General features: G+C 44.8%; 23 protein-coding genes. 8 read left to right on the top strand and 15 right to left on the bottom strand.

Annotation, left to right across the window (positions count from 1 at the left end; translation table 11 throughout):
* Nucleotides 1-102: 102 nt before the first annotated feature.
* Genes QUA45_RS04680 through ssuC form a run of 3 tightly spaced genes read left to right on the top strand, consistent with a single transcriptional unit; the run spans nt 103 to nt 3,174 of the window.
* Nucleotides 103-1,188: a sulfonate ABC transporter substrate-binding protein gene (locus tag QUA45_RS04680; protein WP_333219719.1), complete on the top strand. Its 1,086-nt coding sequence runs from the start codon at nt 103-105 to the stop codon at nt 1,186-1,188.
* Between the two features lie 22 nt (nt 1,189-1,210).
* Nucleotides 1,211-2,392: an FMNH2-dependent alkanesulfonate monooxygenase gene (gene ssuD / locus QUA45_RS04675; protein WP_333095610.1), complete on the top strand. Its 1,182-nt coding sequence runs from the start codon at nt 1,211-1,213 to the stop codon at nt 2,390-2,392.
* Nucleotides 2,389-3,174 (top strand): aliphatic sulfonate ABC transporter permease SsuC, encoded by a 786-nt coding sequence (gene ssuC / locus QUA45_RS04670; RefSeq protein WP_333095609.1) that lies wholly within the window; start codon nt 2,389-2,391, stop codon nt 3,172-3,174. The genes ssuD and ssuC overlap by 4 nt, the downstream gene beginning before the upstream one ends.
* Before the next feature lie 103 nt (nt 3,175-3,277).
* On the opposite strand, the gene QUA45_RS04665 is transcribed toward ssuC, so the two are convergent.
* The 7 genes from QUA45_RS04665 to QUA45_RS04635 form a co-directional block, all read right to left on the bottom strand.
* Entirely contained in the window at nt 3,278-4,486 is a 1,209-nt protein-coding gene (locus QUA45_RS04665) for an acyl-CoA dehydrogenase family protein (RefSeq protein ID WP_333219717.1), read from the bottom strand.
* A gap of 64 nt (nt 4,487-4,550) precedes the next feature.
* Entirely contained in the window at nt 4,551-5,372 is an 822-nt protein-coding gene (locus QUA45_RS04660; RefSeq protein ID WP_333095607.1) for a class I SAM-dependent methyltransferase, read from the bottom strand.
* Nucleotides 5,373-5,555: 183 nt separating this feature from the next.
* Nucleotides 5,556-6,308, bottom strand: a complete 753-nt coding sequence (locus QUA45_RS04655; RefSeq protein WP_333219715.1) for an ABC transporter ATP-binding protein — start codon at nt 6,306-6,308, stop codon at nt 5,556-5,558.
* Nucleotides 6,309-6,360: 52 nt separating this feature from the next.
* A complete protein-coding gene (locus QUA45_RS04650; protein WP_333219713.1) occupies nt 6,361-7,188 on the bottom strand; it encodes an ABC transporter permease in 828 nt (275 codons plus the stop codon).
* Nucleotides 7,189-7,352: 164 nt separating this feature from the next.
* On the bottom strand, nt 7,353-8,399 hold the full coding sequence (locus QUA45_RS04645) for an aliphatic sulfonate ABC transporter substrate-binding protein (RefSeq protein ID WP_333095604.1): 1,047 nt from the start codon (nt 8,397-8,399) through the stop codon (nt 7,353-7,355).
* Between the two features lie 124 nt (nt 8,400-8,523).
* Nucleotides 8,524-8,724, bottom strand: coding sequence for an FAD/NAD(P)-binding protein (locus QUA45_RS04640; protein WP_333219712.1), 201 nt, complete (start codon nt 8,722-8,724; stop codon nt 8,524-8,526).
* Nucleotides 8,725-8,731: 7 nt separating this feature from the next.
* Nucleotides 8,732-8,857 (bottom strand): hypothetical protein, encoded by a 126-nt coding sequence (locus QUA45_RS04635; RefSeq protein ID WP_333095602.1) that lies wholly within the window; start codon nt 8,855-8,857, stop codon nt 8,732-8,734.
* 138 nt (nt 8,858-8,995) lie between these two features.
* Between QUA45_RS04635 and QUA45_RS04630 the strand changes: the two genes are divergently transcribed.
* The 3 genes from QUA45_RS04630 to QUA45_RS04620 all read left to right on the top strand — a co-directional run bounded on the left by QUA45_RS04630 (nt 8,996) and on the right by QUA45_RS04620 (nt 11,119).
* A complete protein-coding gene (locus QUA45_RS04630) occupies nt 8,996-9,598 on the top strand; it encodes a carbonic anhydrase (protein ID WP_333219710.1) in 603 nt (200 codons plus the stop codon).
* Nucleotides 9,599-9,685: 87 nt separating this feature from the next.
* Complete coding sequence (locus QUA45_RS04625) at nt 9,686-10,078, top strand: carboxymuconolactone decarboxylase family protein (RefSeq protein ID WP_333095600.1); 393 nt, start codon at nt 9,686-9,688, stop codon at nt 10,076-10,078.
* A gap of 36 nt (nt 10,079-10,114) precedes the next feature.
* The gene (locus QUA45_RS04620) at nt 10,115-11,119 is read left to right on the top strand and encodes a 2-oxoglutarate and iron-dependent oxygenase domain-containing protein (RefSeq protein ID WP_333219708.1); all 1,005 of its coding nucleotides are present in this window, start codon (nt 10,115-10,117) and stop codon (nt 11,117-11,119) included.
* 164 nt (nt 11,120-11,283) lie between these two features.
* Here QUA45_RS04620 and QUA45_RS04615 read toward each other — a convergent pair whose 3' ends face one another.
* Nucleotides 11,284-12,315, bottom strand: a complete 1,032-nt coding sequence (locus QUA45_RS04615; protein WP_333095598.1) for a sulfonate ABC transporter substrate-binding protein — start codon at nt 12,313-12,315, stop codon at nt 11,284-11,286.
* A 33-nt stretch (nt 12,316-12,348) separates the two neighbouring features.
* Nucleotides 12,349-12,906, bottom strand: coding sequence for an NADPH-dependent FMN reductase (gene ssuE / locus QUA45_RS04610; protein ID WP_333095597.1), 558 nt, complete (start codon nt 12,904-12,906; stop codon nt 12,349-12,351).
* Nucleotides 12,907-13,447: 541 nt separating this feature from the next.
* Between ssuE and QUA45_RS04605 the strand changes: the two genes are divergently transcribed.
* A complete protein-coding gene (locus QUA45_RS04605) occupies nt 13,448-14,266 on the top strand; it encodes an ATP-binding cassette domain-containing protein (protein ID WP_333095595.1) in 819 nt (272 codons plus the stop codon).
* Nucleotides 14,267-14,363: 97 nt separating this feature from the next.
* Here the strand turns inward: QUA45_RS04605 and QUA45_RS04600 are convergent, their stop codons facing one another.
* From QUA45_RS04600 to QUA45_RS04585, 4 genes are all read right to left on the bottom strand, one after another.
* Entirely contained in the window at nt 14,364-14,873 is a 510-nt protein-coding gene (locus QUA45_RS04600) for an N-acetyltransferase (RefSeq protein ID WP_333219705.1), read from the bottom strand.
* 347 nt (nt 14,874-15,220) lie between these two features.
* Entirely contained in the window at nt 15,221-16,285 is a 1,065-nt protein-coding gene (locus tag QUA45_RS04595) for a tetratricopeptide repeat protein (protein ID WP_333219704.1), read from the bottom strand.
* Nucleotides 16,286-16,470: 185 nt separating this feature from the next.
* Nucleotides 16,471-16,764 carry a hypothetical protein gene (locus QUA45_RS04590; RefSeq protein WP_333095592.1) on the bottom strand — a complete coding sequence of 98 codons (294 nt, stop codon included), beginning with the start codon at nt 16,762-16,764 and terminating at the stop codon, nt 16,471-16,473.
* 91 nt (nt 16,765-16,855) lie between these two features.
* Nucleotides 16,856-17,020 (bottom strand): hypothetical protein, encoded by a 165-nt coding sequence (locus tag QUA45_RS04585; RefSeq protein ID WP_333095590.1) that lies wholly within the window; start codon nt 17,018-17,020, stop codon nt 16,856-16,858.
* 390 nt (nt 17,021-17,410) lie between these two features.
* On the opposite strand from QUA45_RS04585, the gene QUA45_RS04580 reads away from it, so the two are divergent.
* Nucleotides 17,411-18,343 carry a LysR family transcriptional regulator gene (locus QUA45_RS04580; protein WP_333095588.1) on the top strand — a complete coding sequence of 311 codons (933 nt, stop codon included), beginning with the start codon at nt 17,411-17,413 and terminating at the stop codon, nt 18,341-18,343.
* A gap of 143 nt (nt 18,344-18,486) precedes the next feature.
* Here QUA45_RS04580 and QUA45_RS04575 read toward each other — a convergent pair whose 3' ends face one another.
* Nucleotides 18,487-18,819 (bottom strand): hypothetical protein, encoded by a 333-nt coding sequence (locus tag QUA45_RS04575; protein WP_333149882.1) that lies wholly within the window; start codon nt 18,817-18,819, stop codon nt 18,487-18,489.
* A complete protein-coding gene (locus QUA45_RS04570; RefSeq protein WP_333219702.1) occupies nt 18,816-19,481 on the bottom strand; it encodes a Uma2 family endonuclease in 666 nt (221 codons plus the stop codon). Before QUA45_RS04570 ends, QUA45_RS04575 begins: the two co-directional genes overlap by 4 nt.
* Nucleotides 19,482-19,555: the final 74 nt, after the last annotated feature.

The following is a 19,555-nucleotide window of genomic DNA, read 5'->3' as shown; positions in this document are numbered from 1 at the left end:
TCGGTCGATTTATAGTAGCTTGCTCGTCAATAATGATTAGCTCAGCTTTTACATAGCTATTGCGTTTTTTGGTTTTCAACACTTGAAACTTAGGAAGGCACAGTGTTAACCCGATTAAGAGAGAGTCCATTTTTAGCTAAATTGAGGCATTTTGGGAGCCAACTCAAACCTAGTTCAATCAAGACCTTTGCTTTGCTTTTTGCAGTTGGCTTCAGTTTGAGTTTGACCGTTTCTGCCTGTACTCCTACTACTCAGCAAACAAATAGAACTACTGCCCCGACTTCTGCAGCCACATCGGTGGCTAGTTCTAAATCACAAGAGAGCAATGTAATTAGGATCGGCTATCAAAAATATGGAACACTAACTCTCCTAAAATCACGGGGAAGTTTAGAGAAACGTTTGGCTTCCCAAAGCACTTCTGTACAGTGGGTTCAATTTCCCGCTGGCCCTCAATTACTGGAAGCTTTGAATGCAGGCAGTATTGACTTTGGCCATACAGGAGAAGCGCCACCTATTTTCGCACAAGCCGCTGGCGCACCATTGCTATATGTTGCTAACGAACCTCCTAATCCTAAAGGCGAAGCTATCTTAGTAGCGAAAGATTCTCCCATTCAAGATGTGGCTGGGTTGAAAGGCAAAAAAGTTGTATTTAATAAGGGTTCAAATGTGCAATACCTAGTGGTAGAAGCATTAAGAGCAGCCGGATTAAAATATAGCGACATTCAGCCTATTTATCTGCCGCCAGCAGATGGGCGGGCAGCTTTTGAACAAGGTAACGTTGATGCTTGGGCGATTTGGGACCCGTTTTTTACAGTAGCGAAACGAGCTACAGGTGCTCGTATTCTTAAGGATGGAGAAGGGCTTGTAGCTAATCGGGAATTCTATCTAGCTGCAAAACCTTTTAACGAGCAATATCGTGACCGGATTAAGGCAATTTTAGAGGAACTTCAAAAAGTAGATCAATGGGCGGTAACTCAACCAACTGAAGTGGCTAAACTGCTGTCTCCTGAGCTTGGTATTGATGTTCCAACTTTAGAGGAAATCTCGCGGAGACGGCCTTACGGTGTGCAGCAAATTACGGGTGAAGTCGTTACTTACCAGCAAAAAGTTGCTGATACTTTCTTGGATTTGAAGCTGCTTCCCAAACCGATAAAAATTAGCGAAGTGGCTCAGGTAACTAAACAATAAATAGTGATGGAGACTAAGGAAAATGGAATTATTTTGGTTTATCCCAACTCACGGAGACGGACGGTATTTAGCGAGCGGAATTGGAGGGCGATCGGGCAGTTTGTCCTACTTAAAGCAAATCGCCCAAGCCGTTGACCATTTAGGATTTACGGGCGCTCTACTTCCGACGGGGCGCTCTTGCGAAGACGCATGGGTAGTGGCTTCTTCCCTCATGTCTGTAACGGAAAAAATGCGTTTTTTAGTAGCAATTCGTCCGGGATTGATGTCTCCTGGGGTAGCAGCACGGATGGCGGCAACATTTGACAGGTTATCTAACGGGCGCTTGCTGATTAATGTGGTTACGGGCGGCGATCCGGTTGAATTAGCTGGAGATGGAGTGCATTTGAGTCACGACGCACGTTATGAATTGACTGATGAATTCTTGACTGTTTGGAGGGCCATGCTTGAAGGTAGTAACTCGACTAACGTGCGAGAACAAGAAGTCGATTTTAGCGGTGAATATCTTCAAGTTAAGGGCGCGAAAGTTCTATTTCCACCTGTACAAACTCCTTACCCTCCGTTATGGTTTGGCGGTTCTTCGCCGATCGCGCAACAAATTGCCGCTAAACATATTGATGTTTATCTTACTTGGGGAGAACCGCCACAACAAGTAGCCCAAAAAATTGAAGCTGTGAAAAAATTAGCAGCAGAACAGGGTAGAACTGTGCGTTTTGGAATTCGCCTTCATGTTATTGTACGCGAAACTGAAAGCGAAGCTTGGGAGGATGCCAATCGATTGATTAAATATGTCGATGAAGATGCGATCGCAGCCGCCCAAAAAGCTTATGCCCGGATGGATTCTGAAGGGCAGCGGCGCATGACTGAACTGCACACAGGCAGCCGCGAAGCTCTGGAAATTAGCCCCAACTTGTGGGCGGGAATTGGGTTAGTAAGAGGCGGTGCCGGTACTGCTTTAGTGGGAGATCCCGATACGGTTGTCGCGCGAATGTTGGAATATTCCGAGTTGGGAATTGAAACTTTCATTTTTTCTGGTTATCCCCACTTAGAAGAAGCATATCGAGTGGCTGAATTGCTATTCCCCCGCTTGCCGCTGAAAAACCAACCGACTGTACATCAACCGCAAATGTTTAGTCCTTTTGGCGAAATTGTTGCCAACGAAAAGTTTCTCCAACAAAAACAAGTTATTCCTACGAGCGCGTCATGAATACAAAATGGCTAAAAAACCCCTATTTTCAGCAGGTAATCCCCTGGATTGTACCAATGCTGCTAATTATTAGCTGGCAATTATTGGTGCAGGTGGGTTGGCTTTCCACAAGAGTTTTACCAGCACCAACAGGTGTTTTAAGTGCAGGAATTAGATTGGCAATTAGCGGAGAACTGTTCCACCATATCGGAATTAGTGCTTGGCGTGCACTGGTTGGTTTCATCATAGGCGGAGGAATTGGTTTGACTCTAGGTTTCCTCAATGGTCTTTTTCCAATCGCCGAAAAGCTGCTAGATACTTCTCTACAAATGATCCGTAATATTCCACACCTCGCCTTAATCCCTCTAGTAATTTTGTGGTTTGGGATTGGCGATCCAGCTCGATTATTTTTGGTAGCTTTGGGTGTGTTTTTTCCCATGTATATCAATACATTTCACGGCATTCGCAGCGTAGATGCCGGATTGATTGAAATGGGAAAAGTTTATGGCTTGAGTCCCACGTCTCTTTTGTGGAAAATTATTTTGCCTGGGGCCTTGCCTTCAATTTTGGTAGGCCTGCGATATTCCTTGGGGATTATGTGGCTGACGCTGATTGTCGCCGAAACAATTGCGGCGGACTCTGGTATTGGTTACATGGCAATGAATGCTCGCGAATTCTTGCAAACTGATGTAGTGGTGGTGAGCATTATCATGTATGCTTTGTTGGGTAAGTTTGCCGATGCGATCGCCAGGAAGTTAGAAGAGAAATGGCTTGCTTGGCATCCCAATTATCAGCCAGCTTAGGTTGAAAAAAGAACCCCTAAGAAAGAAAGATGAGATTGTCCTCTTTTTCTTTCTTAGTTCCTCTAGAAATGCTATCCTTCACGATATGCTCAGTTAGTGTTTTTTACGTATAAAAGCTGGGATTGGGGAGCTGATCGTTGAGTACCCAGTTACCCAAATCGTGAATTTTATAGTCAACAGAATCATGTAGCGTAAACGTTCTCAGATTACGCCAGTAGCGATCGAAACCATATTTACTGGTGGTAGCACGCGCCCCCATCACTTCAAAAATGCGAGTTGTCACATCTAAACCTATTTTTGTGGCAGCAATTTTTGCAGTTGCGATCGCGATCGCGCATTTTCCACGTTCTTCTGTTGTTAAATCTATGCCTTTTTCCCAAGCTGCTTGCAGAATGCCGGCGGCTCGATCCGTCAAACTGCTAACCGCTTGCAGATCGACCCACATTTCTCCGTAGTGTTTCAGAATGTATGGATCTTGCCTCACACTAGGAGCATTGGAAGTCAACCAGGGTCGTCCTTGGGTGCAAGTATAGTCTTTGGCAGCAGTAAATGCTCCTTCCGCAATACCCAGATAAATATGGGCAAGATTTATTTGCGTCAAGCAAGCTCGTAAAGTACGGAAAGGAATATCAGCACGGGTGCGATCGCCAAACACTTCCGAATCATAAACACGCACTTGGTCGAAACTAATACTACCGCTATCGGTTTGACGTTGCCCCATATTATCCCAATCGTCATGGATTTGTATTCCCTCTCTTTGAGAGGGAATTACAATAATCGTGAGTTCGGAGGTATCTTGACGAACCGCAGTTATGGGTAAGATATCAGAATCTTTCGAGCCAGAGCAAAAGCTTTTTGTACCGTTCAGTAAAAAGCCTGTACCATCAGGAGTTAAAGTCGCACGGCGATCGAGGGGATTGAGAGCATTGCACCAAAACCAATTGTTTGTCACCGTATCTTTGTAGAACTGCGCTTTGCGCTCCTCCGTGCCAAAAAGATGCGGGATAATCACCCCTAAATGGTGATAGGAGTAAACATGGGCTAGAGAACTATCAGTCTTTGCCAACTCGCGGGAAATTTGGAGTGCAGTAATCCATGTTTCGCCAATACCGCCATATTCTTTAGGAATAATCAAACCGAGCAAACCGCTAGAGCGAATGCGATCGCGTTCGTACTTTGGCGTACCGCCAAGACGATCTCGTTCGATGGCAGTATCAGCAAATTCTTGAGCAAGTGATTTCGCGATCGCGACATAATCTTGCTTGCTGTCTTGTTGTGTTGTGCTTTTCGAGTCTACAAGGGATATTTTCATATTGATGATACAAAAATTGAGGGAAGTAATCAGGTACAAATGATTTAGGATTCCTATAGGTTGGTCAGTCCTTAAAACCCAAGTAAACAGAAATCGGTACATCTTCAACAAACTGACCTGAAGGTTCTACACTGAGAATTGCTGCTTTAATTTCCGCCTCAAATGCGGAAGTATCGCCATTAAAGTAATCACGACGGCAGTAAGCGGTGGAGTAGAGATAACCAATAAAATTATCAATCGTCCAGTGTTTGTGAAAGTCAATCTTATGGCGCTTAATCCGAACGAATGGCGATCGATCCAAAACTTCTAAATCAGACTTGTAGAGCAAAGGAACGCTGGTCGATCCCACACGCCGCTCTTCTCCTAGCCACCGTTTGATCGTAGATAGCACATTTTGTGCCCAAACAGAGTCATTTGACCAAATATCTTTTTCAGTTTGAATAATCGCTATCCCCGTATTAGCGTTACTCCTGCGATCGAGCACATCGTAGCTACGCTGTAGCACCAATTCTTGATCCATCCAATGAAAAGCACGACCAATGGTGACAAGGGAAAATGTACCCATTGCCGGGGAAATATTTTCTGCTAAATCCCTTACCCAAGCGATATTTGAAGCATGAGCCAGTTTAGCTTCTTGCTTGGCAACTTCGAGCATTTCTGTATCGGGATCGATGCCCAAAACAGATTCAAATCGATCGTGTAAGGCGATCGCTACCAAGCCAATCCCACAGCCGAGATCGAGAAGCTTGCCTTGCCCATCTAATTGAAATTCCTGTGAGATTAAATCGTAAAGAGCATTTGGGTAGCGCGGTCGATATTGCAGGTAATAAGAAATGGCTCCTTGAAAGAGAGTGGGATCGTAGCTTGGGAGTATTTTAGTAGTCATGATTGAAGTCAAGTTTTGCTGAGTTAGGATTTAGGTTTTGAGATAGCTGCTTTGATAATGATGGGTTTTGGCAACAATTTTATTCACTCTAATATAGAAATTGTTACATTTTTAAATTTATAGAACTTACAAATTAAACCTCCTCCTCTTGATTAGATATTAATTGCGATCTCAGCCTGGGATTTAAACCTCTAAGGGAACAGTTTGCGTATTGGATAAATCCAAGGTACTCAATAATTTTTCTTTCCAATATTGCAAATCGCGATCGGTACGCCTGCGGGGACGGGGAAGATCGATATCTAGCTCGATATGGATGCGTCCAGGGTTGCCACGCATGACGATCGCGCGATCGCTTAAAATCACTGCTTCTTCAACATCATGGGTCACAAGAATAATGGTCTGGCGATCGGATTGCCAAATTTCTAACAGACGATCCTGTAATTGCATTCTAGTAAAGGAATCGAGAGCACTAAAGGGTTCATCTAGCAATAAAATAGAAGGATTAGTGACGAGGGCACGGGCGATCGCTACCCGTTGAGCCATTCCTCCTGATAGTTGGCGCGGCAGCAAACGAGCAAAATCTTGTAATCCAACCTTAACTAGAGCATCACTTGCCCGTGCCTTGCGTTCATCCTTCGGTAAATGATGCAAACCAAACTGCACATTTTCCCAGACGGTTAACCAAGGCATCAGCCGAGGTTCTTGAAATATTACACCAATTTCTGGATGAGGTTTGTCAATGCGAATATTGTCAATTAGCACATCTCCATAAGTTGGCCAATCTAATCCAGAAATGAGCCGTAAAAGTGTACTTTTGCCGCAACCACTCGTACCAATAAAACTAACAATCTCGCTACGACTAACAGCTAAATTAATATACTCTAACCCGACAAAGCCATTTTGAAATCGTTTATGTAGTCCTTCGATAAGTAGCATATATGTTTCCTCATTGGTGCTTTGAACGAATGCTTTAAACTAATGCTTTGAACTAATGGTTGGAAGCGTAAACATCCTGCCAATGGAGTAGCCAATGCGATGCAAGGCCAATAATTGAGTCAGTAACTTTTCCGAAAATCGCAAACAAGAGAATGCTGGCGAGGGTGATGGCGGGTCGTCCAGTCGCTTGCCCGTCGATCAATAAGAAGCCTAAGCCCTGACTGGCTCCCATCAATTCAGCCGCCACGACAAACATCCAGCCCAAACCCAAGCCACTTCGCAAACCGACAATGTAGGCAGGCAATGTCGCGGGCAAGAACACGCGACTGATAAGCTGCCAATCATTAAGTCTATAGATTTTGCCAACCTCAACCAGTTTGCGATCGACATTGTGAATGCCGCTCATGAGATTTAAGTAAACGGGGAAAAAGACTCCAACGGCGATCAGAGCAATTTTAGAAGGCTCATGAATTCCCATCCACAGGATGAATAGTGGCACCCATGCGAGGGAAGGAATGTTACGGAGTGACTGCAAAAGTGGGTCGAGTAAATCGTGAATTAGGCAAGAATAGCCTGTTAATCCTCCTAGAATAGTGGCCAAAAATGTACCAATCAAGAAGCCAACAAAAACCCGATAGAGTGTAATGCTGATGTGCTGCCATAGTTCCCCTGCTACACCGAGTTTCCAAACTGTTATGACAATAGTTGAGGGAGCAGGTAACAAGTTAGGAGCAACCAAGCCAAACCTAGACAGACTTTCCCACAATATTAAGAGAAAGACTGGCAAGAGCAAGCCTTTTGCTCTGCCCAGACGACTGAATAATTGCCAAATATTACCTGTTTGTGCGCTTGTGATTGCGATTGCAAGTCTTTGTTCCATAACTTAGTATTTGCTGTCCTGCATAGATAGCTTGGGAGCGGAATTAAAATTTAAAAATGCCAAATTAAAAATGCTGAATTTATTCTTAAATTTTTAATTTTTAATTTTTAAATTTCTGATTTGCGTTGGTGAGTTGGTGTATATCCACAGCCGATGTTTTTTACTTATGATTTGGTCACTTTTGCCACATACTGCGGATCGATTAAATTGTTAACTACTGTAATGACATCAACGGAATCCTCGATTACACCGCTTTTTTTCAAGACATCTCCAGCAGCACTAATAACGGCTTTTTGTTCGTCACCAATCGATGAGCTTGATATATCGGTTCGCTCCTCTAATTGTTTAGTTGCTACGGCTTCTGTCAGCTTGGATGCTTTAATCACCACTTGCTTGAGTTCACTAGGATTTGCGATCGCCCATTTCCGTGCCTTCTCATAGGCGGTTAGCACTTGACTAACTTGTTCAGGATATTGTTTGGCAAATGCCTCGCGGACATTCAAAAACCCTTGACTAATTAGTTTGGGATCGCGGAAGAAGAGTTTCGAGCCTTTTTCTACTTCTGTCTGTGCCATAAATGGATCGAGACCAGCCCAGGCATCGACATCGCCTTTCTCAAGGGCAGCTTTACCGTCAGCGTGGGGCAAAGGCACAATTTCCACATCTTTGGCAGTCAAACCGACTTGATCCAAGGCACGCAACAAGAAAATAAACGGATCTGTTCCGCGCGTTGCTGCAACTTTTTTGCCTTTTAGATCGGCGACTTTTTGAATGGAAGAATTCGCCGTAGTTACTAATGCTGTCCATTCGGGCTTCGAGTAAACGTAAATAGACTTGATGGGATTACCATTGGCTTTTGCAATCAGTGCGGAAGCACCAGAAGTCGAGCCAAAGTCAATGCTGCTGCCATTGAGAAACTCTAATGCCTTGTTACTACCTTGACTGAGCACCCATTCCACTTTGATATTGGTTTTGGCTAAGTCTTCCTCCAGCCAGCCTTTCTCTTTCAGCACGAGACTGACAGGATTGTAGTAGGCATAATCTAAACGTACTACCGTAGGAACTGCCGTAGGAGATGAGCCTGGGGATGCTGCTGTAGTGTTAGTTCCAGGAGAGGAAGAATTACAGGCATTGACTAATAGCGATAGAAACAGCCCAGAAATAAAAAATAGCAGTAACCTACGTCTGGCAATGGCAAACCACTTGCTCATGATTCGTCTCCTCGACTCCTTGGTGAATGTCTCGCTTAATTAGGACTTAAGCCGTTCATACTATAACTCGATTGGTTTACCGTAGTATAGCCGAATTTTATCTTACAGCAAGGCACACTCAAGATCAATGGTTAAAAAGACCAACTCGACTGTTGGTGGTGGTATGGGCAACTCCCTTGCCAATATGGCGATCGCGCTCGATCGGCTTGATTAGCAAGGGGCGGTTAGCTGTTTTTAACAGGTGAGTCCTTACTAGAGAACCACTAAAGCCAGCACCGACGATCGCGCGCGATCGTTGTTGGAGTATCAGTATTGTCGGAACCATATCAACATCAAATAGAAGAGTTCGGTTTGTCAGTATTTTTGGTAGTTGAAGTTGTCACAGTCATTAACTGACCGACACTCCAAATCGACGGTGTTTTGCCGATCGCTTGCAGAATATGGTCGTGGGCTGCCATCACTGCCCTCAAGATGGAAAAGATATCTATAGAAACATTTTAATAACGGTAATAGTGGTAAAATACGCTTTACTTACCGAGATACAGTATTTTAATATTGCTTGCAATCATAATTCAACAATTTGGGAAAATTAAAGCATGAGTCAAATTCTGCAAGAAGTGCTGTCTGCTAACCGGGAATATGCTGCGACCTTTGGCAAGAAAGGCAATTTGCCCCTACCTCCTAGTCGTCGCTTTGCTATTCTGACCTGCATGGATGCTCGCCTCGATCCTGCAAAATATGCTGGGCTGGCAGAAGGGGATGCCCATGTCATTCGTAATGCTGGAGGACGGGCAAGCGATGACGCAATTCGATCGCTCGTAATCTCTTACAAGCTATTGGGAACTCGTGAATGGTTCGTCATTCACCATACAGATTGTGGGATGCAACTGTTTACCGACAGCATCATCCGAGAATTATTGACGAACAGCCTGGAAACCGCTGTAATCGACGAAAATGGTTGGCGAGATGTAGGGCAGGGTTCGGGTTCGACAGAAGGTGAATTTGTCGATTGGTTAACGTTCAAAGATTTGGCAGAAAGCGTGTTTGTGGATGTCAAACGAATTCGCAACCATCCCCTTGTGCCACCAACCATTCCGATTTATGGCTTTATCTACGATGTGAAAACAGGGCAATTGATTGAAGTCCCCAGCGCAACTGAAGTCGGTCGAGCAACAGTTCCAGCGATCGCGTCATCGTAAGGGAGGAACGCAAAAATGCAGAAGGCTTTGCGGTTTTCTCAACTATGAATTAGTGCTTTTCACGCTCTCACCATTATTATTGCAACTATGAGCCATTTGATTGAATACGAAGACGCAAATTATGAAGTACGCGCAGTGTATGACGACATTCGTGCGACACGCAAAACCGAGTATATCAACAACTTTTGGAAAGCGATCGCCAACCATCCGCCTACCCTGCAACGTACCTGGCAGAATGTGAAGGAGGTGATGACCGCTCCGGGAGAACTCGATCCCCTGACGCGCGAGTTAATCTACATTGCTGTCAGCGTTACAAATGGTTGCCAATACTGCATTTCATCTCATACAGCCGCAGGGCGAGCCAAGGGAATGAATGATGCCATATTTGGGGAACTGATGGCGATCGTGGCAACCGCAAACGCTACCAATCGACTGGCAAATGGCTATCAAATTCCGGTGGATGAACAATTCAAATTATAAAACGCGTTCAATCTTAACCACTTATAATCCATCTCTATGGCAACTCAATTAACAGTAGATGTTTCTCAGATTCCCGTTATCGATATTAGTTCGCTGGTATCGGATAATCCCGTAGGTACTGTTGCCAACCAAATCCGACAAGCTTGCCTCGACACGGGTTTTTTTTACATTGTCGAGCATGGTGTAGACAAAGGCTTGCAAAACCGTTTGGAGCAACTGAGCCGTCAGTTTTTTGCTCTAGATTTAGAAACCAAAATGCAAATTCGGATGGCCCTGGGAGGTCGGGCATGGCGCGGCTACTTTCCGGTTGGAGGTGAACTGACGAATGGTAAACCAGATTTGAAAGAAGGAATTTATTTCGGCTCTCAATTGAATCAAACCCATCCGGCTGTTCAAGCAGGCGTTCCCATGCACGGAGCAAACCTGTTTCCAGATATTCCTCTTTTTCGCGAGACAATACTAGAATATCTGGCGGTGATGACTCAACTGGGTCACGCAGTAATGGCTGGAATTGCCCTGAGTTTGAACTTAGAAGCCTCTTACTTCCGCGATCGCTATACGACTGATCCCCTGATTTTATTTCGCATCTTCAACTATCCACCACAAAGCAATCCGCAAGGGCAATCCTGGGGAGTGGGAGAGCATACCGATTATGGTTTGCTCACGATTCTCAAGCAGGATGATTTAGGTGGGTTGCAAGTGAAGACAAAATCAGGCTGGATTGATGCTGTGCCGATCGCCAACTCATTTGTTTGTAACATTGGCGATATGCTCGATCGCCTCACAGGTGGACTTTATCGCTCTACTCCTCATCGAGTCAAGAATGTGTCAGGACGCTCTCGCCTCTCATTTCCATTCTTCTTCGATCCCAATTTCAATGCTGAACTCCACCCGATTGAAATCAAGGGAGGGAGCGTCGATGATAACAAGAACGAACGTTGGGATAAAGCCAGCGTTCACGAGTTTCGCGGCACTTACGGCGATTATGTCCTGAACAAAGTTGCAAAGGTTTTTCCCCAATTGCGCCAGGAAGTTTTGTAAACAGTCACCTGGATTTATTAAACGATCTGAGAGGCTCGGAAGTCTGCATTTTAGGAACCCTCTCAGCATCAAATAGAATAGGAATGTATCTCTTGTTAAGACATCGGAACTAGGGATAGAAATCGCTGCCTCGGTATCCAACATTTACCCACAAGCGGGGATTTCTAATTACCTGGTTTCCAAACTACTTCTTCAACTTTGAGCTGCTTGGGAATTAAGCCGAGTTCAAAAAAAGTATCGGCAATTTCCTGTTGCTCGGCAACCATATCAGCTTGGATCGGTTCAAATCCATAACTCCGCCGTCGAGTCACTACATCTAAGATAGAAACATCAATTTTCAGAAGGGGAGCGAGAATCTTGACTACTTCTGCAGGATTCGCATCCGCCCAAGTCGCTACTGCTTGAGTTTCTTCTCTAATTGCCTCAATGATTTTGACATTCGGCTGAGCAAATGAGCGATTAGCTAAGTAAAAATCTCGGTTAGCTGCTAGTCCTTTGCTATCTTTAACAACACGAACATCTCCTGGCGCTTGAGCTGCTGCATAAAAGGGGTCCCAAATTACCCAAGCATCTACGTTACCTTGTTGGAAGGCAGCTCTGGCATCGGCTGGTGTCAGGTTGGCCGGCTGAATCTCAGTCCATTTTATTCCTGCGGATTTCAGTGCTTTTGCTAACAGGTAATTGGCGCTTGAACCTTTTGTAAAAGCTATTTTCTTACTCCGCAAATCTGCAAGGGTGTGAATTGCCGAATTAGCAGGAACTAAAATACCTGAACTGCGGTCTTTGGGGGCGCTACCGCCAATGTAAAGCAGGGGTGCGTTAGCAGCCTGGGCAAAGACTGGAGGAGCGTCCCCGGTGCGCCCGATGTCGATGCTGCCGGCGTTTAGCGCTTCCAACATCGGGGGGCCTGACTGAAATTCTTTCCACTCAACGGATATACCTAGAGGCTGCAAGCGTTTCTCTAACCCGCCTCTGGCTTTGACTAGCGTGAAGGGGTCTAATTTCTGATGACCGATGCGGACTACCTGAGCTTGAGCTGCTGCGGGGGAAGCGGCGGGGCTTGCAGAGCTGGTAGGGGGAGTATTGTTACAGGCGGCGATCGCCCAATTTAAGCTGATTCCCAATAGAAATAGCGCTGCTAGGGAAAGGTGCGATCGCCATAATTGAGCAAGGAATGAAATCAGTCTTTTGAGCATAAACAATAATATTGTTTGTTGGTAACTTTCCGATCAGAGACTTCCAACTAATTCGGGTTTGCCAGTTTGTAGGGCACCAACAAACTCTTGCAACTGCGAGCGCAGTATTTGTTCTGTTTCCTCTTCAAGTTGTACGCTTGTTTCGTCATAACTTTGGATCTGCGTGTCTAAAACATAGACACCAGCCAAGATATGACTAGCGCCCAGCTCGGATAACACTGGTTTGAGGGCGTAGTTAATTGCTAATAAGTGACCCAGCGTACCTCCGGTGGCGATTGGGAGAATAACTTTACCAGCTAAACTCTTCTGCGGTAGCAAATCTAAGTAAGCTTTGAGTACGCCTGTGTAGGCTGCTTTGTAAACAGGTGTGGCGATGATTATGCCCTTGGCTTCTACTACTAAATCATTGACTGCTTTTAAGTCTGGGTTCGCGAATTGTCCGTAAATTAATACCTCTGGCGGGAGATCGCGGACGTTGATAGAGGCCGTACTCAGTCCCTCTTTCTCGACAGCACGGCGGGCGTATTCCAGCACGGCAAAGGAGCGGGATGGATGAGACGGGCTACCTGCGATCGCAACAACATTAGGCATTTAATAGTCCTCCTATTTTTGACTCATTTAAAAATGAACGATTTACGGTATCGCCAGCAAATACGGTAAATTGGTAGGTTTACCGTATTTTATAGATAGTAAGCTAGCACGGTCAATTTTAAAAAGCAAGTAAGTTGAGATGTAAAGTTTGATAACTCTTATACAAATTTTGTGCGCTCGCGAATCTCGGCGGGAATCAACTGTCAAGTTTTTTCTCCCAGATACAGCATAATCTCACCGGACTCAAAAACAGAGCCTTTACAGGAAGCGGGTTTGCTTGTTCTTAACAATTATTTATCAAAGCCCCAGAAGTTGGACGAAAAATTATCTTGCTTTTTGTAGGTACCTATGCAATAATCTTGTTTAATCATAAATTACTGTAATTTGACTGATTTACCGTAGATTTAATTTATAAATGCTAATCTGCTATTCACCAGCACCGGTGAGTAGGAGACGAATTGGCATTTGCTCAACAGCCACCTTTGACAGCGAAAAAGGTTTTGAACCTGTGGCATAGATAGCGATATGGAGGTTTTTTAGAATGGAATCACCACTCTCAGGAATAGGTCTAGAATTAGTAAAACTCCAGAAGTCATTTGGAAATATTAAAATTTTGCGGGATATCAACATAGAAATAAATCCCGGAGAATTTGTAGCAATTGTAGGTCGCAGCGGGTGTGGCAAAAGTACCTTACTGCGCTTAATCGCCGGACTAGAAGTTCCCACTCAAGGCACTGTCTTCCTAGATGGAAAGCCGTCCCGCCAACTCAACTCTAAAGTGACAATGATGTTTCAGGATGCACGGCTACTACCTTGGCAAAAAGTGGTAGCAAATGTGAAATTAGGGCTAGTCACGGCCAAAGAAAACACGCACTGCAAAGCGATGCAAGTCCTTCACGCGGTAGGGCTTGGCGATCGCGCCAACGATTGGCCGGCGGTACTCTCCGGCGGTCAAAAGCAGAGAGTTTCTTTAGCAAGAGCCCTTGCCTGCGAACCTCATTTACTGCTGCTTGATGAACCCCTCGGCGCGTTGGATGCTTTGACTCGCATTGAGATGCAGCAATTGTTAGAAAATTTATGGCAAGAAAAAGGCTTTACCGCACTACTGATCACTCATGACGTAGAAGAAGCAGTGGTGCTAGCTGACCGAGTTATTTTAATAGAAAATGGTCAGATTGCAATGGACTGTTCGATTGATATGCCGCGACCGAGGCAGAGAGGAAATGCTCTATTTGCTGCGAAAGTAGAGGCGATTTTGCAGCGCGTTATGGGTCAAAAAGAAAGTAGCAAAGAGGCAGAGAAATTTGCAATAGGTAGGTACACAAAACCCAACTATGTAAAGATAAGTAAATACGGATAACGGATCTACCAAGGTAACTCAGATATGGGCGCTCGTTTAAGAATATTTCTGACTCGCGAGCTCTTCCTCAGCGAATCCGATGCACCCGGATTTGATATCACTCGCAGATCCTAAACTCCGATCGATACTTCACCGTTCCGCTGCAATCTTCCAAAGCTCCACTTTCTAACTCCAAAACCATAAAAGCTTCATCGGGTACATCATATTCACATTTCAAGCTCTTTTTACTAGCAGGAATGAACCCAAAACGCGGATAAAAATCTGGATGACCCAGCACAACTACTGCCTGAAATCCCGATCGCCCGCACTCTTTTAAACCTTCCCGAATCAGCAGTGTTCCTATACCTTGCCGCTGATAGTGGGGTAGAACAGCGACTGGCGCCAACCCCAGAATCGACAAATTCCTAGAACATTTTCCTTCAACCACAACCGGACTGAAGAAAATGTGTCCCACAACGCGATCGGATTGTACCGCAACGAAGGAAAATGTAGATGCAATTCCCCGCAATCGCTCGACTAAGTTAGCCTCATTTTCTCGCCCGAATGCCTCAATATTAATGTTGCGAACAGCTTCTACATCTTCGGGATTTTCTGTACGGATATCCATAGCTTAGATTAATGATTTTTTGCCACTCTGGCAGACGAATTACTACAGAAACTCTTTCTATCTTTCGCGCTCCATATTAATCAAATTATAGCGCCCCTGAAACCTTTTTCCTCTTTTTTAGTTATATATTTTTGGCAACCAATTACACAACTACTGGCAGATGATTGCCAAATCGTCGGCAAAGTCTATCGCTTCCAATAGACAAGATTGATTCAATCGCTTTCACTTGCTTCAATTATCTGCGTTTAGTGTGTTTCTCTGCCTTAAATCTGCGGTTGCTCTATCGACGAAGACTTATGCAATGCAAGTCTAATCTTCATCCGATACCCCGAACGGCTTAACTGTCATTATTGGGGTACAAGCTGACCGGAAGACAATCGCTTAATACCCTCTATCGCTTTAGTTTCTCCGGCTTTATCACCGCCCTCGCGGGCAATTTTTAAAGCTCCCTCGTAGGATTCGAGAGCTTGAGGATATTGACCGAGACTTTCATGAATTGCGCCCATATTGTTGAGCAAGCGTCCGATACTTGTCTTGTCACCAATTGCTTCTAACATCGGTATTGCTTGCTGAAAATAGATCAGCGCTTGAGTATCTTTGCCGAGTTTGCGAGAGGTAAGTGCCATGTTGTTGAGGAGGCGGCCGACGCCAGCCCTGTCTCCGATTTCCCGGCGAATTGCTAAGGCTTGGTGATAAAATTCCATCGCCCTATTAAAGTCGCCGATGTTGTAGTAGACGCCGCCCATGTTATTGAGGGTACGGCCTAAATCGCGCCGATCGCCCGATGCCGTGCGAATCGTCCGCGCTTGCTGGTAAAATTCGATCGCCTTGGCGTAATCTGCCTGTTCTGCGTACACGGCCGCGATGTTGTGGAGGGATTCTCCAATTTCAATTTTGTCGTCATTAGTTTTGGCAAGTTCCAAAGCTTCTTGGTGCAGTTTCATCGCTTCGGAAAAATTGTCCCCAATCCGGTTAACGAAACCGATGAGATTGAGAGTGCGCGCGATACGACGCCCTCCGCTGATTTCTCGGTGAATCACTAAAGCTTGCTGCAGAACTTCCAAAGCTTTGGGCCTCAAACCCATTTCGCCATAAACTTCCCCCATATTATTGAGGGTTTCTCCGATTCCGGCTTGGTCGCCGAGTTGCTTGCGGATTGCCAAAACTTGCTCAAAAGTCTCGATTGCTTCTCGAAACAAACCCTCGCGGTGCTGTTTTACTCCTGTTTCAAAGAGTGCGTCTGCTTGCGTTTTGGGGTCAGTTGCCTGAGCGTGATCGCTCGCTTGGGCGCGCCTCGCATTTATAATTGGGCCATAAGCCCGGGCGTCTGAAATTGCCAGCAAGCTGAGTGCGGGCGATAAGACAAGACTTATAGCTGCGATATAGCTAAAGTGGTAAGAGCGGCTGTTCACCGATCGAGTCCTCCAAGAGCCAAGTTATACCTATTAAGATAGAGCTCTTTGGGGTGTTCCTGCCGATTTTTTTTTCAGCCGCTAGGTTCCGATACCACTTTCAAAAAAGAATGCAACTGTATGCCCGCGCTTCAAACCCATACACAGTCAGTCATTCCCTATTCTTCAATCCAAAATCTCAAATCTCAAATCTCACATCGCATGGCTTGGTTTTTGTCTTGCCAGACTGCCAGAATCAGCGGCATATTGTTGAGAGCGGATATGATAGCAAAGTTTTTGCTAGGTGGAAGCGATGCTTTTTCAGAGCTTTGCAAGATGATGTCCTGTTGGTCAAGTGTGATCCAAGCAATTCCTGACAAAACTTGAATTTCTCGATGAGTTTGAGGCAATCTGTATACCTCGTTTTCCATCAGAATAATGCGATCCTCTTCGAGGGCTCCGCTAACGGGCGCTGCACATTTGGAAGATATTTGAAGCATAGCATCTCCTACTTGGTAATTGGTAATTGCTAATTGCTAATTGCTAATGGACGACTGTATTTCACTGCTTTTCCACGCAACCCACACACTACTATTGGCAATAACGCCGATCTATCCAAGCGCGCATTTCATCATCCGTTGCCACGCAGGTAGAACGACCCGTCGCCCGATCGCAACCGTGCCACCAAGTGTTACCATAGCGATCGCACGTCTGCCAAATTCTCAGTTCCTCCTCACTAGAAATGAGGTAGAGCAAAAACTGCCCAATTTTATTTATAGGTGAAAAGAGAGATAGCCCTTTCTGTTGTGCGGATATTTTAGCTCTATCTGTTATCGGAAAAAACATCATTATTCGGGGGTTTATCAGACTTTTGTAAGTAGACATAGCCAACACCTTAAAGTGATTTTTTCTACAAAAACTGCACTAATAAAATTACAAAAAATAGCTTGTAACTGCAATAAAATTTTCGCAATTAAAGCACAATATTGTTGTCGTGCAAGTCCTGTAAAAGTCTATCTGTTACCTGATAAATTAACCTTAACTCTGCGGCAATTGACAATCAAAGCATTGCTTGCATAGGTTGTATGAATAAAATCGATATATCGAAGCCCTTGTGACAATTTGGGTACTACTGGCACAAACGCTATGAACGAAATCAATACGCGGCGGATGAAACTCTCTCAGATTCAAGCTTTGATAGCTGTAGCAGACTGTGAAAACTTTAGCGAGGCGGCTTTGCAATTGGAACTGTCCCAATCCGCCGTCAGCCACGCCATCGCCTCTTTAGAAACAGAATTGGGAGTGCAATTGTTCCACCGGGGGCGACACGGTGCTCAACTGACGCCAGTGGGGGAAAGGGTAGTGAGTCACGGGCGTCAAATAGCCTGCGCCTTAGAAATGATGGTCAAAGAAGCGGATTTAGAAAAAGGTTTGCAGGGAGGTCAGGTACGGATAGTTACTTTTCGGAGTGTCGCAACTCATATCCTACCGGGTATTATTGCTAAATTTCGCAGTTGCTTTCCCAAAATTACGGTTAGCATTACCGAAGTTTATTATACCCAAGCTGTGGAAGAGGCTTTGCGATCGGGCAAAGCAGACATCGGCTTTGTATCTCTTCCCATCTCCGATGAATTTGAAACTAGAGAAATTTTGCGGGATAAATATGTTGTGTTGCTGCCGCCAACTGCCAAATTGTCAAGTGATAAGATTACCTGGGAAGAATTAGCAGCTTATCCGTTGATTTTGCAGCCGGCGGAAAATCCTTGTTCGATACCGCTGCGAAAATATTTGACAACTTCGGGGTTTCCCTTAAATATCGCTTACGAACTCAGCGAAGATTCAACTATTGTCAGTATGGTGATGCAAGGTTTGGGTACAGCAATTCTTCCGCGTTTGGCTGCGGAACCGATACCTACGTCGGTGAAAGTTTGCAGTTTGCCTGCGGATTTTGAAAGGGTAATTGGGGTGTCTGTTTTGAGGGATGGGTTATTGATTCCGGCCGTGTTTGCGTTTTTGGATTTAGTTAAAAGTGCCCCAGAGGTTGATAGTGAGGGGGATTTTCCGATTAATCCTTCATGAGAAATCTAAGTCAGTTGTTATTGGTTATTGGTTAGATTGGGTTTTTTTTACTGCAGATATCAACAGATGAACGCGGATGGGAGTGTATATGCGTTCATCTGCGGTAAAAAAAAATCGCATAAAATAGTACGATCGCTGATTGCCTATTTCATGCGTTTTGCAACAAGACTAGAACTGTCGCCTTGGTGGAATTTGATTCGACCATCTACCGAGTTTTTATCCTTTAATTTGAGCCAACCGCTACCAGATGCAGGATCGTTCTCATCATTACCGTCCCATGTAAACTCAAATCGCTGATCCTTTCCATCTTTTACGACTTCGCCGTCAATTTCACCTGATACTAAACCGAATTGAAATTCTCCTGAACCTGTTTCATCAATCTCGATATAGGCTTCAACTTCCATGTCCAAATAATCACTATCCCACATTGCCATCTCTGTGATCCGCCATGTACCGCTATATTCCATTGCTTTCATCCTCCACTTGTGTTATTAATATTCGCCATCTCTCTCACCCAGTTGCGGAAATTCACCTCCGCTTCTACTTCATCTACCTGCGCTGCTGCCAAGAATTCGTAAAGCTTTTCCTTGGGGACGATGGGAAAAGTGGGGCTGACAGATACTTCCAAATACTCATCGTTCTCTAGCTTATAAATTCGCCATTCTCTACCATTGTACCGCCAAAACTCCGGTACTCCCATACTGGCATAGAGAGCAAGCTTGTTAATATCGGTATGGGTGATATCTATTTCCACTACTAAATCGGGTGCTGGATCTGTGGCTATATCTACTGTACGACCGACTACGAGGGGCTGATTTTGGATGTAATAGGCATTATCTGGTTCTGCACCGCGCTCTAAGTCCGATCGATCGAGGGTTGTCGAACCCATTGTTTTAATCTTCAAACCTAGCTCTACTACCAAAATCCGAATCAAAAGTTCGATTAAGCGTGCTGAAAATTCGTGTTCTTCTAATGGCATGGTTATTTCTAAAATCCCTCGATCGAATATCAATTTAGCTGCTCGTTTATCGCCCAAAATTTTGAGCAGTTGTTGATAACCCTGCCAAGTAATATTTCTAAACACCACTCGCTGTTCGCCTATGGGTAACGGTGGTGCGATCGGCGCAACAGAAATCATATGTTTATTTCCAGCTATGATATTTCTACAATAACATAAGGGACAGGCAAGATGCCTGTTCCACAACTAACAAA

The organism is Microcoleus sp. Pol12A5, from assembly GCF_036701435.1.
Lineage (GTDB): Bacteria > Cyanobacteriota > Cyanobacteriia > Cyanobacteriales > Microcoleaceae > Microcoleus.
This window is presented reverse-complemented; position numbering and strand designations above follow the sequence as displayed.

Bases quoted from the DNA above. Each gene is read 5' to 3' on its own strand.
- ssuD (WP_333095610.1), top strand. From the start codon at position 1,211: ATGGAATTATTTTGGTTTATCCCAACTCACGGAGACGGACGGTATTTA.
- ssuC (WP_333095609.1), top strand. From the start codon at position 2,389: ATGAATACAAAATGGCTAAAAAACCCCTATTTTCAGCAGGTAATCCCC.
- QUA45_RS04665 (WP_333219717.1), bottom strand. From the start codon at position 4,486: ATGAAAATATCCCTTGTAGACTCGAAAAGCACAACACAACAAGACAGC.
- QUA45_RS04660 (WP_333095607.1), bottom strand. From the start codon at position 5,372: ATGACTACTAAAATACTCCCAAGCTACGATCCCACTCTCTTTCAAGGA.
- QUA45_RS04655 (WP_333219715.1), bottom strand. From the start codon at position 6,308: ATGCTACTTATCGAAGGACTACATAAACGATTTCAAAATGGCTTTGTC.
- QUA45_RS04650 (WP_333219713.1), bottom strand. From the start codon at position 7,188: ATGGAACAAAGACTTGCAATCGCAATCACAAGCGCACAAACAGGTAAT.
- QUA45_RS04645 (WP_333095604.1), bottom strand. From the start codon at position 8,399: ATGAGCAAGTGGTTTGCCATTGCCAGACGTAGGTTACTGCTATTTTTT.
- QUA45_RS04640 (WP_333219712.1), bottom strand. From the start codon at position 8,724: ATGGTTCCGACAATACTGATACTCCAACAACGATCGCGCGCGATCGTC.
- QUA45_RS04635 (WP_333095602.1), bottom strand. From the start codon at position 8,857: ATGGCAGCCCACGACCATATTCTGCAAGCGATCGGCAAAACACCGTCG.
- QUA45_RS04630 (WP_333219710.1), top strand. From the start codon at position 8,996: ATGAGTCAAATTCTGCAAGAAGTGCTGTCTGCTAACCGGGAATATGCT.
- QUA45_RS04625 (WP_333095600.1), top strand. From the start codon at position 9,686: ATGAGCCATTTGATTGAATACGAAGACGCAAATTATGAAGTACGCGCA.
- QUA45_RS04620 (WP_333219708.1), top strand. From the start codon at position 10,115: ATGGCAACTCAATTAACAGTAGATGTTTCTCAGATTCCCGTTATCGAT.
- QUA45_RS04615 (WP_333095598.1), bottom strand. From the start codon at position 12,315: ATGCTCAAAAGACTGATTTCATTCCTTGCTCAATTATGGCGATCGCAC.
- ssuE (WP_333095597.1), bottom strand. From the start codon at position 12,906: ATGCCTAATGTTGTTGCGATCGCAGGTAGCCCGTCTCATCCATCCCGC.
- QUA45_RS04605 (WP_333095595.1), top strand. From the start codon at position 13,448: ATGGAATCACCACTCTCAGGAATAGGTCTAGAATTAGTAAAACTCCAG.
- QUA45_RS04600 (WP_333219705.1), bottom strand. From the start codon at position 14,873: ATGGATATCCGTACAGAAAATCCCGAAGATGTAGAAGCTGTTCGCAAC.
- QUA45_RS04590 (WP_333095592.1), bottom strand. From the start codon at position 16,764: ATGCTTCAAATATCTTCCAAATGTGCAGCGCCCGTTAGCGGAGCCCTC.
- QUA45_RS04580 (WP_333095588.1), top strand. From the start codon at position 17,411: ATGAACGAAATCAATACGCGGCGGATGAAACTCTCTCAGATTCAAGCT.
- QUA45_RS04575 (WP_333149882.1), bottom strand. From the start codon at position 18,819: ATGAAAGCAATGGAATATAGCGGTACATGGCGGATCACAGAGATGGCA.
- QUA45_RS04570 (WP_333219702.1), bottom strand. From the start codon at position 19,481: ATGATTTCTGTTGCGCCGATCGCACCACCGTTACCCATAGGCGAACAG.